Here is a 17415-nt window from a genome sequence, read left to right as displayed (position 1 = left end):
GCGTACGCCCGCCCTCCGGGCGTTCAACCCCCCTGCCGCTCCCGCGCCTTCTGGGCCTCGTTCGTCGCCCGCAGTTCCGCCTCCTGCTCAGCCGACAGCGAGTACCGGTACAGGAAAGGGTTCAGGTTGTAATGGGCCGAGAACGGCCGCAGGTCCAGCGTCCCCTCCGGCCAGTCCTTCAGGTGCTCGATCATCGCCGAAACGTTGCTCGTCCCCACCCCGATGAAGTAATCGCACCGGGCCGCGAGGTACATGTCGACCATCACCTCCAGCCCCAGCCTCGTGCGGCTCTCGTGCTGCAAGTAATGCAGCCCGTGCGCCGTGGACGTCCGCAGGCACTCGGTGGTCACCAGCTTCGCTCCGTACCTGGCCGCGTACTGCTCCCGCAGCTTCACGTCGTCGGTCAGGAGGAACACCTTCGCCCCCGGGTGCTTTGCGAGCAGCGCATCCACCAGTTCCGGTGTTGTCTTGTTCCGCTCGCTCAGGATCGGGTCCTCCACCGGCTTGTCCCCACCCCGCGCGTGCACCCCGATCATCGGAGTAGCCGTGAAGTGCTCCTGCGCGAACGCCTCCACCCGCCGCGCCACCTCCGCCGATGGCCGCAGGTACTTCTTCACGATCGCGCGGTAGGCCGCCGGCGGGCTCATCGCCGCCCACGCCGTCCCCGCCCGCGCCCACGACAGCACCTGCGTGACGCTCATGTGCACGTCCGAAACCGCCACGTCCTCGCGCCGATTCAGGTACAGGCACGCTCCCATCCGCGCCCATGCCCCACCGAACTTGTTCACCTCCGCCTCGAGCAGGTTGCCGTCATTCCACTTCGGCGGGAAGTACGTCAGCTTCTTGCCCATCAGCTCCGACGCACGCACCGCTGACACCGGCTCGAAGAACCGCACCCACGCGTCCTCGTCGCTCTCATCTCTGAAGAGGCTGCTCCTGCCCCACTCGATGACCGGCACCCGGCCCGTCAGCTCCGCGAGCAGCAGGCACCCCAGGACATGGTCCAGGTCCGAGCAGAACCCATAACCCCACGCCTTGATCACCAGGTACCGCTTCCGCCCATCCGCCCGCACCATCGCCTGCTCGCGCAGCCCTTTCCGCGCCGCGTTCAAGCCCTCCCGCAGCTGCGGGTCCGCCATCCCCTTCGTCGCGGTTGTCAGCAGGTCTACCGCCCGCTTGTACTCCCCCACGTTGAGCGCCACCAGCCCCTGCAGCCCCACTACCACCGGGTCCGCGCACCCCATCCGCACCATGATGTCGCACAGCACATCGGTCAGAGGCAGGTTGCCCTGGTGCCACGCCTGCAGCGCGTCCGCCGTATACGCCTGGAAGTCGATCGACACGCCTGCACTCCGGGTGATCGCCCGACTTTACCCTCTTGCTGGCCAGACCGCGGGCGGACGGGTATCATCCCCTCCCCACGGGCGCATAGCTCAGTTGGCTAGAGCGCGGCTGTCACATAGCCGAGGTCACAGGTTCGAGTCCTGTTGCGCCCACTTCCGCGGCCCCCCACTCCCCACAGGGCCCCACCGGCCCCAGCCCGGCTTGGGCGGGCCCACAAGTCTCACGCCGGAGTGGCGTAATGGCAGCCGCGACGGATTCAAAATCCGTTTCCCGTCAAGGGAGTGTGGGTTCAAGTCCCTCCTCCGGCACTTCCCGATAGAGCAACCGCCCCGCTGGACCAGCGGGCTTTCCGGCTTACAGTCCCCTCCCACCAACAACAGGGGGATGACGCCCGGGCCAGTTGCCGCGGGCGCCGAGCGCGGCGCGAGCCACCACAACGCGACCGGGCATTTGCACGATAGCCCCGGGAATAGTCCCGCCGGGCGGAAGGATGAAACACATGGCCGACAACCAGGAAACAAAGCAGGTCCAGCTCCGCATCGACGAGTCCAAGATGAGCTCGACCTACGCCAACACCATCCGCACCTCCACCACGCAGGACGAGGTCGTCCTCGACTTCGGCATGAACCTGCCCCAGCCCGGCCCCGACAACAACACCCCCGTTCTCGTCTTCTCCGTCGGCAGCCGCGTCGTCATGAACTGGGCGGGCGCCAAGCGCCTCGCCATCAGCCTCGGCCAGGTCGTCCGCCAGTTCGAGGAGCGCAACGGCGAGATCAACATCTCCGGCCAGCAGTCGGGCAAGGGCGGCAGCCCCCGCCTCAGCCAGTAATCCTGCCAGACCAATAACGATCAGAACCCCGTGTCACCTGACGCGGGGTTTTTTCATGCCCGTACACTCCCCTCGATGCGGGCGGACACTCCACCACCGAGCTTGAACAGCCACCCGCCGCCCGCAGCGCAGTCCAACCTCTGGCTCGCCGGCCGCAGGCTCGCCGTCATCGACGTCGGCAGCAACAGCCTCCGACTGCTCGCGGTCGAACTCCTCAGCGAGCGCTCCTGGACCACCCTCGCCCAGGACCGCGCCATGACCCGCCTCGCCCACACCCTGGCCCAGACCGGCGCGCTCTGCACCGAGGCCATGGCCACCTCCGTCGAGGCCATCGCCCGATTCAAGGAAACCGCAGACGCCCTCGGCATCCAAACCCTCCGCGCCTTCGCCACTGCCGCCGTGCGTGAGGCCTCCAACGGCCCCGACTTCGCCGCGCTCGTCCGCGACCGCACCGGCATCACCCTCGAGATCGTCTCAGCTCTCGACGAGGGCAAGCTCACCTACCGCAGCGCCGCCCGCGTGCACGACCTCTCCGCACCCTCCGCCGCCGTCGTCGACATCGGGGGCGGCAGCATGGAGGTCGTCTTCAGCCTGCACGGCATCATTACCGAGAACACCTCGATGCCCCTGGGCGCGGTCCGCCTCACCGAGTCCTTCGGCGGCCCCGACGCCGCCGCCGGCGCACGCCATAAGGAGATGCGCCGCTGGATCGACGACACCATCGCCGCTCACGTCCGCCCCCACGAGACCTCGCCCGCAATCCTGGTCGGCTGCGGCGGCGCCTTCACCACCCTGCTCACTCTCGCCGCCGCCCACCGCGGCCACGTGGTGAGCCGCAACGCTCCCAACCTCGCCACCCTCGGCCCCGTCTCCGCCGAAACCCTCAAGACCATCGTCAAGGAACTCCGCGCCCTTCCCCTCGAGCAGCGCCTCCGCCTCCCCGGCCTCCCCAGCGACCGCGCCGACATCGCCGTCGCCGGCCTCACCGCGATCGAGCGCCTCGTGAAGCACCTCGGCGTCGCCCAGGTCCACGTCCACCCCGGCGGCTTCCGCGAGGGCCTGCTCCTCCGCATGATTGATGAAGAGGTCGCCGCCCGCACCCGCGAGGATGCCCCCGCGCGCGAGCCCGACCTCGTCGCCGCCGCCCGGGACTTCGCACGCCGCTGCCGCTACGACCAGCCCCACAGCGAGCACGTGGCGATGCTCGCCACCCGTCTCTACGACCAGTTCCGCGAGCAGCCCGGGCGCGCCCTCCGCGTCGGCTCATTCCCCAACGAGCGTGCCATCCTTCAAGCCGCGGCCATCCTCCACGATGTCGGCACCATGGTGGAGTACCGCCGCCACCACCGCCATAGCCAGACCATCGTCCGCCACGCCGACCTCCCCCACTGGCCCCCGCACCACCTCGAGCTCGTCGCCCTCATCGCACGCTACCACCGGCGCGCCGTCCCCTCCGCTGACCACAAAGACTTCGCCGCACTGCCCCGCAAAGAGCAGGACCTGGTCCTCCGCCTCAGCGCCATCCTCCGCACCGCCGACGGTCTCGACCGCTCGCACACTCAGGTGGTCCGCGACGCCCGCGTCCGCTTCGGCAAGAAGCAGCTCCGCCTCGAGCTCGACACCACCGGCGACGCCGCCCTCGATGCCCGCGCCGCCGCTAAAAAGTCCGACCTCCTCCGTTCAGTTCTCGACCGCCCCATCGATGTCGCCCTCCCCACCCCCTCCGACACCCCCCTCCACGGGTAACTCCCGTCCAACCACTTCCACGCAACCGCTAACCCCCCACTGGCGGACCACTTGGTAGCGTAGAGTTCGGTGGCTCGGGGTTTCAGGTGGCACCAGTCTCCCGACCGGTGCTCCACTGGCGACGCCGTTAGACCGGTGATCGCACGCGGGACCGGTCGTTAGACTGGTGCCCGTGCCGACGCCACAACCCCCGCAAGGAACGCGCATGGCGAGCGGCCAATCAACTGAGACCGTGGTCGATCTCTCACAGCCCGGCGAGCCCGTCGCCGGGGGTCCGCCGCCCAACGAGCGCGCCACCCGCGACCTCCAGGCCTTCCTCCTCCAGCTCCTCCAGATGCAGTGCTCCCTCGTGGGCGCCATGGGCGGCGCGGTGTTCATCGCCGGCGGCGCCGCCCGCAAGCCCGCGCTCTTCGCCCAGCACCAGCCCGCCAACGAGACCACCCCCATCCTCGCCCCCGCCGTGCTCTCCCGCATGGAGCGCCTCGCCGGCGAGCTCTGCATCGAGAAGCCCGAGCCCGGCCGCCCGCCCCAGGGCCGCATGGACACCATCTCACTCGCCCGCTCCCAGGGCGCCCTGTACGGCGAGGAAGTCCGCCACCGCCTGATCGCCGCGCCCTTGACCGCCGAGGGCCGCACCGAGGGCGCCTGCGTGCTCGCCTTGAAATCCCGCGGCAACGCCGCCGACGAGGACGCCCTCCGCGCCCTCATGCTCAGCGTCGCCCACTTCGAAGCCTACCTCTGGAAGCAGCAGGCCTTCGCCGAGGCCCAGCGCACGCTCATGCTCCGCGAGACGCTCGAACTGCTCGACACCTCGCAGCAGGGCCAGAGCGCCGGCACCATGGGCGCGATCATGTGCAACGAGCTGCAGCGCCGTTTCGGTTGCACCCGCGTCTCCATCGGCCTCGTGCACCGCCACCTCATCCGCCTCTCCGCCGTCACCGGCGCCGACGAGGTCGACCGCAACGCCGCCGCCGTGCAGGCCCTGGAAGAGGCCATGGAAGAGTGCGCCGCCCAGGACTGCGAGCTCGTCTACCCCGCGCCGCTGGAGCACGAGCACGACCCCTCGCAGCGCCGCGTCACTCGCGCCCACGACGAGCTCTCCCGCAAGTTCGGCCCCTCCGCCGTGCTCAGCCTCCCGCTCCGCGTCGAGGGCGACCTCGTCGGCGTCGTCGTGCTCGAGCGCGCCGCCGGCGACCCCTTCCCCTCCGGCGCCGTGCCGCTGCTGCGTCTCGTCGCCGAGACCATCGGCCCCGCGCTCTGGACCCGCCGCCTGGCCGACCGCGGCGTGCTCGCCGTCACCCGCGACCGCCTCTACGACCTCGCCGAAACCGTCTTCAGCCCCCGCCACACCGGCGCGAAGCTCCTGCTCTCGCTCATCGGGCTCGTCCTCCTGCTCGCGGCGGTGGTCCCCATCCCCAGCCGCGTCACCGCCGGCGCGGAGGTGCAGGCCAAGCAGTCCCGCACCATCGTCGCGCCCTTTACCGGCTACCTCAAGAGCGTGAACGTCAAGCCCGGCGACGCCGTCGCCGCGGGCCAGGTCCTCGCCACCATGGACACCAGCGACCTCGTCCTCGAGCTCGCCGAGGCGGATGCCAAGCTCGACTCCCTCACCATCCAGGCCAACGACGCCCTCGCCCGCGGCGAAGTCGGCAAGCACCGCGGCTACCAATCCCAGGTCGAAGAGACCGCCGCCCATGCCGCGCTCCTCCGCGACCACATCACTCGCGCCGACATCCGCGCCCCTATCGACGGCCTCATCGGTCGCGGCGAGCTCGAGTCCTTCATCCGCGCCCGCGTGGACCCCACGCAACCCCTCTACGAGATCGTCAGCCGCGACCAGCGCGCTGTCGCCCACATCGACGAGAAGGACGCCCAGCGCGTGAAGGACGGCATGACCGGCCACATGGTCATCCGCTCTCAGCCCGGCAAGAAGGTCCCCGTCAAGGTCGTCCGCGTGAACCCCGCGGCGGAGGTCGTCAGCGGCAAGAACGTCTACCTCGCCGAAGTCGAGATCACCGGAGCCCTCGAAGAGGGGGCCGCCGCATGGCTCCGCCCCGGCATGACCGGCACCATCAAGCTCGACGACGGCACCACGACCACACTCACATGGGTCCTCCGGCCTGTCATCGACGAAGTCCGCATGCGGATGTGGTGGTGACCATGCTCAAGCTCCTCCGCCAGGACTCCGCCGGCACCTTTAGCGACCTGTGGTACCGCGTCGGCCCCACCCGCCCGCGCCTCTCGCCCCACGCCCAGGTCATCCGCCAACGCTTCGGCGCCCACACCACCTTCATCATCGAAGACCCCGCCGGCGGCCAGTACTACCGCATGAGTGAGGCCGCGTACTTCTTCATCGGACTGCTCGACGGCCGCCGCACCATCGACGACGCGTGGCAGGCCTGCAACGCCCAGCTCGGCGACGCCGCACCCACGCAGAAGGAGTGCGTCGATCTGCTCAGCCGCCTCCAGCTCTACGGCCTGCTCCACGGCGACCTCCCCCTCGCCGCCGACATGGTCGAGCTCCGCCGGCGCGAGGCCCGCGCCCGCAAGGTCGCCCTCCGCCATGGGCGGGGCGTCTCCATGACCATCCCCCTCCTCAACCCCGAGCCCTGGCTCGAGCGCAGCAAACACCTCCTCGCCCTCGTCTTCTCAAAGTGGGGCGCGGCCCTCTGGCTCGCCCTCATCACCTTCGCCCTCTACCGCGTGTTCCTCAACCGCGGCGCCATCGGCGATCAGCTCAACAACGTCCTGGACCCCAGCAACCTCATCTGGATGGGCGTCGCCTTCACCATCCTCCGCGCCTGGCACGAGCTCGGCCACGCCGCGGCCTGCAAGGCCATGGGCGCCCGCTGCACCGAGATGGGCCTCATGGTCATCGCCCTCGTCCTCCCCTTCCCTTACTGCGATACCTCCAGCGCATGGCGCCTCCCAGAGGTCTGGAAGCGCGTCATCGTCTCGCTCGGCGGCGTGCTCTTTGAGTCCGTGCTCGCGGCCATCGCCGCGATCGCCTGGTCGTACATGGGGCGCGATGACTCGGGCCTCACCCGCACGCTGCTCTTCAACACCATGCTGATTTCGGGCGTCACCACGCTCATCTTCAACCTTAACCCGCTGCTGCGCTACGACGGCTACTACGTCCTCTCCGACGTCACCGGCTCCGCGAACCTCGCCCCCCGCGCCCAGCAGCTCATCAAGTTCCTCCTCCAGCGCTACATCTACCGCGTCGCCAACGTCCGCCCGCCACACGTCCGCAGCACCGGCGAGTTCTGGCTCCTCCTCTCCTTCGGCCTGCTCTCCTGGCCCTACCGCATGTTCGTCGTCGCCAGCATCGTCCTGCTGCTGTGGACCAACCCCGACTACCTCACCCTCGGCGCGGTCCTCGCCGTCATCGCCGGGGCCTGCTGGCTGCTCTGGCCGCTGCTCAAGGCGATCGGCTTCCTCCTCACCGACCCCATGCTCATGGGCCGGCGAGCCCGCGCCCTCACCATCACCGCCGTCTTCTTCGCAGCAATCACGGCGGCGCTGGGCCTCATCCCCGTCCCCGCAGCCGGTTACGCCACGGGCACGCTCGAGCCCGCGAGCCTCGAGCCAATCCGCCCCACCGAGGACGGGTTTGTGAAGCTCGTGCACGTCCGCGCTGGCGAGCAGGTGAACGTCGGCGACCCCATCGCCACCCTGTACAACGCCGAGGTCATCTCGCAGCTCGAGGCCGCCCGCGCCGTCTACGACAACGCCCAGGCGGAGGCCGACGCCACCATCTCAGCGCCCCACGCCGACCGCCTCCTCGCCGAGACCCGCCTACGCCAGGCCGAGCGTGCCCTCGCCCGCGCCCAGGAGCGCGCAGACGCCCTCACCCTCCGCGCCACCACCGCTGGTCGCGTCGTCCCCGCCGCCGGACTCGGCACCGACATGGACCGCCTCACCGGCGGCTTCTTCAGCAAGGGCGCCCTTCTCGCAACCATTGCCACCACCGACCAGCTCCTCGTCCGCTGCATCGTCGCCGACCGCGACGAGGGCTACATCTTCCGCGGGCGAGTCGGCGAGACCGTCGAGGGCGTCGAAGCCTCTATCCGCGTCCGCGGGCGTGCAGAAGACGAGATCCCCGGCAAGCTCATCCGTAACGCGCCCGCCGGGTCGCGCCGCGTCGCGGGCGAGTCCCTCACCAACAAAGCCGGCGGTGACGTCATCGCCGACCCCGCCGCTCCCGAGAAGTCCAACACCACCGTCGCCCCGCACTGGGTCGTCGAGGTCGCCCCCGACGTGAGCAACACCGAGGTCCTCGCGGGCTGGAAGCCCGGCCTCCGCGCCAAGGTCCGCTTCGGCGTACAGCCCGAGCCCCTCCTCTCCCAGTGGTGGCGCAAGGTCCGCATGTTTGTCGCTGACAAGGCCGAGGCATGACCGCCCTCTCCCGCACGCCCAGCGTTGACCCGCACGCGTGGCTCCGCCCACCCTCGGACGCCACCTCGCGCCGCCTCTGGCCCATGGTCGCCGCCGCTCGAGATCGCCGCGAGGTCCTCAAGGGCTTTGACGCCCTCGGCGAATCCTTCACCGGCTGGATCGCCCGCCGCCGCGCCCGCCGCCTCGACTGGCCACGCGTCCACCGCATCATCGAAGCCGCGAAAAAACTCTCCACCTTCAGCGAGGCCGCGTTCACCAGCGAAGTCGCCGACGCCCGCGCCGCGGCGATCGTCTCCCGCACCGAACCTACCGCCATCGACCGCGCCCACGCCGCTGCGTACGAGGCCGTGCGACGCACCATTGGCTTTTCCCTCCACCCCGAGCAGGTCCTCGGCGGCCTCGCCCTCTCCAGCGGCTGCTGCGCCGAGCTCGCCACCGGCGAAGGCAAGACCGTCACCGCCATCCTCGCCGCCACCATCGACGCATGGTCCGGGCGCGGCGTCCATGTCATCACCGTCAACGACTACCTCGCCCGGCGCGACGCAGAGATCACCACCCCCGCCTTCAAACGCCTGGGTCTCCGTGTCGCCGTCATCCAGGACGCCTCCAAGCCCGACGAGCGCCGCGACGCCTACGCCGCCGACATCACCTACGCCGCCGACAAACAGGTCATCTTCGACCACCTCCGCGACCGCCTCGCCTCCCCGCTCCTGCCCCGCCTCACCGGCCTCCTCCTCGACGACATCCTCGATGCCAACCGCCAGCAGCGCTGGGACGGCAAAGTCGTCCAACGCGGCCTCTTCGCCGCCATCATCGACGAGGCCGACAGCGTCCTCATCGACGAGGCCGTCACCCCCGCCATCATCAGCAGCAAGGGGGACGACGCCAAGACCGACCACTTTGCCACCGCCTCCCGCATCGCCGCCGGACTCACGCCCGAGACCCACTACTCCGTCAACCACCGCCACCGCACAGTCACCCTCACCGACGCCGGGCGCGAAGCCCTCGCCGCCGCCGCCGCACAGCTTCCGCCGTTCTGGGCCGGGCCCCGCCGGCGCGAAGAGCTGATCCTCCAGGCCCTCAACGCCCGCGAGCTCTACAAGCGCGACGAGGACTACGTCGTCCGCGATGACCAGATCATGATCGTCGACCGCTCCACCGGCCGCATCCTTCCCGGCCGCCAGTGGCAGCTCGGCCTCCACCAAGCCGTCGAAGCCAAAGAGAACCTCAAGGTCACCGCCGAGAACATCGCCGTCGCCCGCAGCAGCTACCAGCGCTTCTTCGAGAAGTACGAGCGCCTCGCGGGCATGACCGGCACCGCCCGCGAAGTCGCCGGCGAGCTCTGGGCCTGGTACCGCCTGCCCGTCGTCCCCATCCCCACGCACAAACCCATCGCCCGCACCCGCGCCCCTGACCGCGTCTTCACGACCGAAGCCGAAAAGCTCGCGGCCGTCGCCGACCGCGTCGAGCAGGCCAGCCGCGCCGGCCAGCCCGTCCTCGTGGGCACCTGGTCCGTGCAAACCTCCGAGAAAGTTGCCGAGCTCCTCCGCGCCCGCACCCTCGAGTGCGACGTGCTCAACGCCAACCGCGAGGCCGAGGAGGCCGCCATTGTCGCCCGCGCCGGGCGCGCCGGCGCGATCACCGTCGCCACCAACATGGCCGGCCGCGGCACGGACATCCAGCTCTCCCCCGAGGCCCGCAAGGCCGGCGGCCTGCTCGTCATCGCCACCGAGGCCAACGACGAGCAGCGCGTCGACCGCCAGCTCGCCGGCCGCTCCGGCCGCCAGGGTGACCCCGGCCGCGTGGAACGCTTCGTCTCTCTCGAAGACCGCCTCGTCCAGCAGCACGGCCTCCCGCCCCTCCTCGCTCTCGTCCGCCGCAACGCCGGCCCCACCCGCCGCCTCGCCGCCAAACTCCTCTGGTCCACCGCCCAGCGCACCGCCAGCCGCCGCTGGACCGTCATGCGCGCCGAGGCCAGCAAGGCCGACCAGTGGTTCGAAATGGCCATGCAGCAAGTCAGCCGCTAATTGTCCTAGATGTGCCACGATCATGCTTCATGATCGTGACCATACACGATGATCTCTCTGCCACCACATCTACTCACCTCCCCACCTCCACTCCTCCACTCCTCCTTCGCACCTTCGCTCCCCTTCGCGCCCTTCGCGGTCAACTCCCCTTGACATGGTTATTCACCGAATGAATAATCATCCATGACCCTCAAGTCCAAGCGCCAGTCCCGCCTCCGCGACCTCCTCGCCCAGTCCTTCCTCAAGAGTCAGGAGGAGATCGCCGCCGCCCTCCACCGCGAGGGGATCGAGGCGACCCAGGCCACCCTCTCCCGCGACCTCCGCGAGCTCGGCGTGCTCAAGGGCCCCGAGGGCTACATGCTCCCCGCCCCCGGCAGCAGCCGCGAGCCCGCCCGGCGCGAACTCCAGCGCGCTGTCCACACCTACATGCTCTCGGTCAAGCGCGCCGGCAACCTCGTAGTCATCAAGTGCGGCACCGGCCAGGCCTCGCCCCTCGCCGTCGAGATCGACCGCTCCGGCCTCGAGGGCGCTGTGGGCTCCGTCGCCGGCGACGACACCATCTTCGTCGCCGCCACCACCGCCACCCAGGCCACCCGCATGGTCAAGCTCTTCCAGGACCTCGCCAAGTCCTGAGCGGCTCCTCGCACCAAGCTCCCCACCCCTACGCGCGCCGTACCGTTCCCCCGCTCTTCGCTCTCCGCTTTCCGCTTTCCGCTTTCCGCTTTCCGTTTTCCGTTTTCACCCAAGGAGCCCCGTTGCCCAAGATCGCCATCATCGGAGCCAGCGGCTACAGCGGCGCAGAGCTCGTCTCCATCCTCCTCGCGCACCCGCAGGCCGAAGTCGTCGGCCTCTTCGGCTCCGCCAAGCGCGACGCTGACAAGCCCGCCGCCTTCTCCGACTCCTGGCCTCGCTTCCGCGGCCGGCTCGACCTCCCCGTCCGCCCCACCAGCATCCCCGAGATCGCCGCGCTCAAACCCGACGCCGTCTTCCTCGCCACACCCCACGAGGCCAGCCTCGAGCTCGCCCCCGAGCTCCTCCACCATGGCCTCAACGTCCTCGACCTCTCCGGCGGCTTCCGCCTCAAGGACGCCGCGCTCTACCCGAAGTTCTACGGCTTCGAGCACACGCACGCCGCAACGCTCGCGGCCGCCGTCTACGGCCTGCCCGAGCTCCACCGGACCGCCATCCGCACTGCGCAAATGATCGCCGTCCCCGGCTGCTACCCAACCTCCGCCATCCTCCCCCTCGCCCCCCTCGCCCGCGCTGGTGCCATCGCGCCGAGGACCCGCCCGATCGTCGACTCCATCAGCGGCGTCAGCGGCGCCGGCCGCAGCCCCTCGCAGGCCATGCTCTTCTCCGAGGTCTCCGTGCGCGCATACAACGTGCTCAAGCACCGGCACAATCCCGAGATCGACGCCTACGCCGGCACCTCCGTTGTTTTCACGCCCCACATCGGCCCCTACGACCGCGGCATCGTCTCCACCATCCACGCCGAGCTCGCGCCCGGCTGGAATCACGCCCGCGTCAGCGACGCCCTCGCCGCCGCGTACAAGCACGAGCCCTTCGTCCGCCTCTGCCCCCCCGGCATCTGGCCCGCAGTCAACGACGTCAAGCACACCAACTTCTGCGACATCGCCTGGGCCACCGACGATGCGACCAGCCACCTCGTGATCTCCTCCGCCATCGACAACCTCACCAAGGGCGCCGCCGGCCAGGCCGTGCAGTGCATGAACATCCGCCTCGGCCTGCCCGAGACCATGGGCCTGCTGCCCGGAGGTGAGAAGTGACGCAAACAGCCCACGAGCCAATCGTCGTCAAGATCGGCGGCACCACCCTCGAAGACCCCAGGACCTCCCCGCAGCTCTGGGACTCCATCGCCGCGCTCGCACAAGCTCGCCCCGTCATCATCGTCCACGGCGGCGGAAAAGCCGTCGACCGCCTCCTCGCCGCCCTCAACATGCCCGTTGAGCGCAAACAGGGCCTCCGAGTCACCCCGCCCGATCAGATGGACCTGATCGCCGGCGTCCTCGCCGGCACGCTCAACAAGACCATCGTCGCCGCGCTGCTCAAGCGCGGCACGCGCGCCGTGGGCCTCTCCATCGGCGACGCCGCCGTCCCCACCGCCCTGAAGCGCATCGAAGGCCTTGACCTTGGCCTCGTCGGCGAGGTCACCACTACCTCGCGCCAGCCGCTGGGCCAATCGCTGCTAGGCATCCTCCTCCGCGAGCGTCTCACACCCATCCTCAGTTCCATCGGCATCAGCCCCGAAGGCCAGCTCCTCAACCTCAACGCCGACGACGCGGCCGCGGGCGTTGCCTGGCACGTCCGCGCCGGCACCCTCGTCCTCATGACCGACGTCCCCGGCATCCTCGATCAGCACAAGCAGCTCATCCCCACCATCGACGAGCGCGGAATAGAGCGGCTGATCTCCGAACAAGTCATCACCAGTGGCATGATCCCCAAGGCCCGCGCCGCCGCCGCCGCGGCCGCGAAGCTCAACGCCCCCGTCGTCATCCTCTCCGGCAATGACCCCGCCTCCCTCGCCCGCTGGTCGTCAGGCAGTCCCGCCGGAACCACCATCAACCCCACCGCCTCCGCGTACAGGAGCTGAGAAGTTGCCGACCACCACCACGCCCACCGCCCTGGCCACCAACGGCAACGGACACGCCGCCGCCCCGCGCCCGCTCCCCGCCATCACGCGCGCTAAGGACTTCAAGGGCCAGGACCTCCTCACCCTCTCCAACATCTCACCTTCCGCCATCCTCGAACTCTTCGACACCGCCTCGAAGATGAAGGCCAACTTGAGCGCCTACCGCTCCACCCTCGACAATCTCGCCGTCGCCCTCCTCTTCGAGAAGCCCTCGCTCCGCACCAAGATGTCCTTCGAGGTCGGCATCGCCAAGCTCGGCGGCCATCCCATCTTCATGGACCACGGCGGCCAGCGCCTCGGGGCCCGCGAGTCCGTCCGCGACTACGGCAAAAACCTCGAGCGATGGGTCGACTGCATCGTCGCCAGGGTCTACTCCCAGCAGGTCCTCGAGGAGATGGCCGACGCCGCGAAGTGCCCCGTCATCAACGCCCTCTCCGACCGCTTCCACCCCTGCCAGGGCCTCGCCGACCTTTTCACGCTCTACGAGCGCGCCGGCCGAAACCCCGACCGCCTCCGCCAAGTGAAACTCCTCTACATCGGCGACGGCAACAACGTCTGCCACTCGCTCATCCACTGCGCGACCCTGCTCGGCGTTCACACCACCGTCATCACCCCCAAGGGGTACGCCCCCGCAGATGACGTCGCCGCCGAGTGCGCCGCCTTCGCCAAGGCCAAAGGCAGCACCTTCACCATCTCTCACAACCTCAGGGACGCCGAGGGCCACGACGCGGTCTACACCGACGTCTGGGTCTCCATGGGCCAGCCCGGCGGCGTCGACGAGGTCACCAAGCGCCGCAAGATCTTCACCAAGTACCAGGTCAACCCCGACCTCATGGAGCTCGCCTCTCGAGGCCGCCCCGCCCCCGCCGCCTTCATGCACTGCCTCCCCGCCCAACGCGGCCTCGAAGTCACCGACGAAGTCATCGACGCCCCCACCTCCATCGTCTACGACCAGGCCGAAAACCGCATGCACGCCCAGAACGCCCTCCTCCATTACATGCTCGGCAAGGGCAACTGAGGTCAACCACAGAGACACCGAGACACAGAGAAGACCATCAGAAGGAAAGGAAATCGACCACAAGTCAACAGACCCCACACGAGAGCACCCTCATAACTGCCTTCTCCTCTCTGTGCCTCTGTGTCTCTGTGGTTGAATCAAGGAAAGACCATGAAGAAGCGCATCGCACTCGCATACTCCGGCGGCCTCGACACCTCCTGCATCGTCCCCTGGCTCGTTGAGAACATGAACGCCGAAGTCGTCTGCGTCGTCGGCGACGTCGGTCAAGGCGCTGAAGAGCTCGAAGGCGTCGAGAAGAAGGCCCTCAACTCCGGAGCCAAGGAGTGCCACGTCGTCGACCTCAAGCAGGAGTTCGTCGAAGACTTCGTCTTCCCCACCATGATCGCCGGCGCCATCTACGAGGGCCGCTACCTCCTCGGCACCGCTATCGCCCGACCCATCCTCGCGAAGGGCCAGGTCGAGGTCGCCAAGAAAACCGGCTGCACCGCCCTCTCCCACGGCTGCACCGGCAAGGGCAACGACCAGGTCCGCTTCGAGTCGGCCTACGCCGCGCTCGCCCCCGAACTCGAGGTGATCGCCCCCTGGCGCGACGACCGCTGGAAGCTCTCCGGCCGCCTCGCCATGCTCGACTACCTCAAGCAGCGCAACATCCCCACGACCGCCAGCGCAACCAAAATCTACTCTCGCGACCGCAACCTCTGGCACATCTCCCACGAGGGCGGCGCGATCGAAGACCCCTGGAACGCCCCGCCCGAGGACGCGTGGATGCTCACCGAGTCCCCCGCCAAGGCCCCCGACCACTTCGAGGACGTCAACCTCGGCTTCGAGAAGGGCCGTCCCCGCACTCTCAACGGTCAGCCCATCCGCGGAGATGACCTCATCACCCGCCTCAACAAGATCGCCGGCGCCCACGGCGTCGGGCGCGTCGACCTCGTCGAGAACCGGCGCGTGGGCATGAAGTCCCGCGGCCTCTACGAAACCCCCGGCGGCACCGTCATCGTCGAGGCCATGCGCGCCCTCGAAGAGCTCGTCCTCGACCGCGAGACCCGCCACTACCGCGAGCACCTCGGCCTCACCTTCGCCGAGCTCGTGTACGACGGCCGCTGGTTCACCCCACTCCGCGAGGCCCTCTGGGCCTGCGCCGACAAGATTGCCGACAAGCTCGACGGCGAGGTCGTCGTCCGCCTCTTCAAGGGCACCGCCACCGCCGTGAAGCGCAAGAGCCCCAACTCTCTCTATGCCGAGAAGATGGTCAGCTTCGAGGGCGAGGAGGTCTACAGCCAGAAGGACGCCGGCGGCTTCATCCGCCTGCTGAGCCTCCCCGAGCGCATCCGCGCCCTGAAGGCGGGTGGTTACACGGAGTAAGACCCATGAAGTCCTCAGCCACCACCGCCACCCAATACCTCGCTGAGCTCCCCGCCGACCGCCGCGCCGCCATCGCCGCCGTGCGCAAGGTCATCCTCGACAACCTCGACAAGGACATCGAGGAAACAATGGCCTACGGCATGATCTGCTACGCCATCCCCCACCGCGTCTACCCCGCCGGCTACCACTGCGACCCGAAGCAGCCCCTCCCCTACGCGGCCCTCGCCTCGCAGAAAAACTACATGTCACTCTACCTCGACACGTCCCGCGCCGACTGGTTCACCAAGGAGTGGGCCAAGACCGGCAAGAAGCTCGACAAGGGCAAGGTCTGCATCCGCTTCAAGAAGCTCGAAGACCTTCCGCTCGACCTCATCGGCCGCCTCATCAGGTCCGAGACCGCCGAGGCCGCCATCGCCGCCTACGAGGAAGGCCTCGCCGCCCACTCGCCCCGCAATATGGGCAAAGCGAGCAGGCCCGCGCCCAGCAAAGAGGCCGCGACAAGCAAGCCCGCCGCGAAGAAGGCAACTAAGAAGACCGTCAAGAAGTCAACCAAGAAGAAGGTGAGCCGCTGATGGCCCTCTGGGGTGGACGCTTCGAATCAGGACCCGACGCGCTCTTCAAGCAGCTCAACGACTCCCTGCGCTTTGACTACCGCCTCGCGCGCCAGGACATCGAGGGCTCCATCGGCTGGGCAAAGGCCATCGCCCGCGCCGGCGTCCTCACCCCCGACGAGCTGACCAAGCTCACCGCCGCCCTCAACAAGCTCCTCGAAGAAGTCCGCGCCAACCCCACCCTCCCCGCCAACGACACCGACGAAGACATCCACTCCTGGGTCGAGCGCCGCCTCATCGAATCCGTCGGCCCCCTCGGCAAGAAGCTCCACACCGGCCGCAGCCGCAACGACCAGGTCGCCACCGACCTCCGCCTCTGGACCCGCGCCGCCATCGACCAGCGCCTCGCCGAGCTGCGCGACTGCCGCCGCGCCCTCATCGACCTCGCCACCCGCGAGCAGTCCACCGTCCTCTCCGGCTACACCCATCTCCAGCGCGCCCAGCCCGTCCTCTTCCCCCACTGGTGCCTCGCCTACGTCGAGATGCTCGAGCGCGACGAGACCCGCCTGCGCGACGCCCGCACCCGCGTGAACACCTGCCCCCTCGGCTCCGGCGCCCTCGCCGGCACCGCCTACACAATCGACCGCCACGCCCTCGCGCACGACCTCGGCTTCGACGCCCCCACCAACAACAGCCTCGACGCCGTCTCCGACCGCGACTTCGTCCTCGAGACCCTCGCCGCCTGCGCGATCACCGCCGTCCACCTCTCGCGTCTGGGCGAGGACCTCATCCTTTACGGCAGCCAGGAGTTCGCCTTCATCGAGTTCGACGACGCCGTCTCCAGCGGCTCCTCGCTGATGCCTCAGAAGAAGAACCCCGACTCCGCCGAGCTCCTCCGCGGCAAGTCCGGGCGCGTCATCGGCCCCCTCGTCTCCCTGCTCACAACGGTCAAGGGCCTCCCCCTCGCGTACAACAAAGACCTCCAGGAAGACAAGGAGCCGCTCTTCGACGCCATGGACCACCTCTCCATGTGCCTCCGCGTCGTCCCGCGCATCCTCGACACCCTCAAGGTCCGGCGCGACGCCTGCGAACGCGCGGCCAAGGGCGGCTACTCCAACGCCACCGACCTCGCCGACTACCTCGTCTCCCGCGATGTCCCTTTCCGCGAGGCCCACGAACAGGTGGGGCGCGTCGTCCGTCACGCCCTCAGCCTCGGCAAGCCCATCGAGGAGCTCCCGCTCACGGAGCTCCAGCGCCTCGCCCCCGCCGTGCAGCCCGACGTCTACGCCAGCCTCACCATCGAGGCCGGCCTCTCCCGCCGCAATGTCCACGGCGGCACCGGCACGCAGGCCGTTGCCGCGGCCCTCGCTGCCGCCCGGGCCCGGCTGAATGCTGACTGACATCCGTTAGGGATTGCAACCCATTCACCCCGCGAGCGGTGAAATCCTGCTTCAGCGCGCCTGAACTTACCGCATGTAGAACTAGCG

At 69.1% G+C, this 17415-nt stretch carries 13 protein-coding genes and 2 tRNA genes; 14 read left to right on the top strand and 1 reads right to left on the bottom strand.

Annotation, left to right across the window (positions count from 1 at the left end; translation table 11 throughout):
- Positions 1-23: 23 nt before the first annotated feature.
- Positions 24-1343, bottom strand: coding sequence for a nodulation protein NodZ (locus tag VD997_04735; GenBank protein HYE61281.1), 1320 nt, complete (start codon positions 1341-1343; stop codon positions 24-26).
- A gap of 79 nt (positions 1344-1422) precedes the next feature.
- Here VD997_04735 and VD997_04730 point away from each other — a divergent pair.
- The 14 genes from VD997_04730 (at position 1423) to argH (ending at position 17328) form a co-directional block, all read left to right on the top strand.
- Positions 1423-1496: transfer RNA gene (locus VD997_04730), tRNA-Val, on the top strand.
- 72 nt (positions 1497-1568) lie between these two features.
- Positions 1569-1652, top strand: a tRNA-Leu gene (locus VD997_04725).
- 191 nt (positions 1653-1843) lie between these two features.
- The gene (locus VD997_04720) at positions 1844-2173 is read left to right on the top strand and encodes a DUF3467 domain-containing protein (protein HYE61280.1); all 330 of its coding nucleotides are present in this window, start codon (positions 1844-1846) and stop codon (positions 2171-2173) included.
- 75 nt (positions 2174-2248) lie between these two features.
- On the top strand, positions 2249-3919 hold the full coding sequence (locus tag VD997_04715) for a Ppx/GppA phosphatase family protein (protein HYE61279.1): 1671 nt from the start codon (positions 2249-2251) through the stop codon (positions 3917-3919).
- 172 nt (positions 3920-4091) lie between these two features.
- Positions 4092-6077, top strand: a complete 1986-nt coding sequence (locus tag VD997_04710; protein HYE61278.1) for an HlyD family efflux transporter periplasmic adaptor subunit — start codon at positions 4092-4094, stop codon at positions 6075-6077.
- A 2-nt stretch (positions 6078-6079) separates the two neighbouring features.
- Positions 6080-8317: a PqqD family peptide modification chaperone gene (locus tag VD997_04705; GenBank protein HYE61277.1), complete on the top strand. Its 2238-nt coding sequence runs from the start codon at positions 6080-6082 to the stop codon at positions 8315-8317.
- Positions 8314-10344 (top strand): hypothetical protein, encoded by a 2031-nt coding sequence (locus VD997_04700; GenBank protein ID HYE61276.1) that lies wholly within the window; start codon positions 8314-8316, stop codon positions 10342-10344. Before VD997_04705 ends, VD997_04700 begins: the two co-directional genes overlap by 4 nt.
- 183 nt (positions 10345-10527) lie before the next feature.
- Positions 10528-10977, top strand: a complete 450-nt coding sequence (locus VD997_04695; GenBank protein ID HYE61275.1) for a hypothetical protein — start codon at positions 10528-10530, stop codon at positions 10975-10977.
- 122 nt (positions 10978-11099) lie between these two features.
- On the top strand, positions 11100-12131 hold the full coding sequence (gene argC, locus VD997_04690; GenBank protein HYE61274.1) for an N-acetyl-gamma-glutamyl-phosphate reductase: 1032 nt from the start codon (positions 11100-11102) through the stop codon (positions 12129-12131).
- A complete protein-coding gene (argB, locus tag VD997_04685) occupies positions 12128-12955 on the top strand; it encodes an acetylglutamate kinase (protein HYE61273.1) in 828 nt (275 codons plus the stop codon). Before argC ends, argB begins: the two co-directional genes overlap by 4 nt.
- Positions 12956-12959: 4 nt before the next feature.
- Positions 12960-14012, top strand: a complete 1053-nt coding sequence (argF, locus tag VD997_04680) for an ornithine carbamoyltransferase (GenBank protein HYE61272.1) — start codon at positions 12960-12962, stop codon at positions 14010-14012.
- Between the two features lie 150 nt (positions 14013-14162).
- Positions 14163-15377, top strand: coding sequence for an argininosuccinate synthase (locus tag VD997_04675; GenBank protein HYE61271.1), 1215 nt, complete (start codon positions 14163-14165; stop codon positions 15375-15377).
- Between the two features lie 5 nt (positions 15378-15382).
- Positions 15383-15949, top strand: a complete 567-nt coding sequence (locus VD997_04670) for a DUF1801 domain-containing protein (GenBank protein ID HYE61270.1) — start codon at positions 15383-15385, stop codon at positions 15947-15949.
- Entirely contained in the window at positions 15949-17328 is a 1380-nt protein-coding gene (gene argH, locus VD997_04665; GenBank protein HYE61269.1) for an argininosuccinate lyase, read from the top strand. The genes VD997_04670 and argH overlap by 1 nt, the downstream gene beginning before the upstream one ends.
- The last annotated feature ends 87 nt before the right edge of the window (positions 17329-17415 follow it).

It is taken from the genome of Phycisphaerales bacterium (assembly GCA_035627955.1).
Lineage (GTDB): Bacteria > Planctomycetota > Phycisphaerae > Phycisphaerales > UBA1924 > JAEYTB01.
Note: the sequence above shows the minus strand (reverse complement) of the source record. Positions and strands in the feature narration are given on the sequence as shown.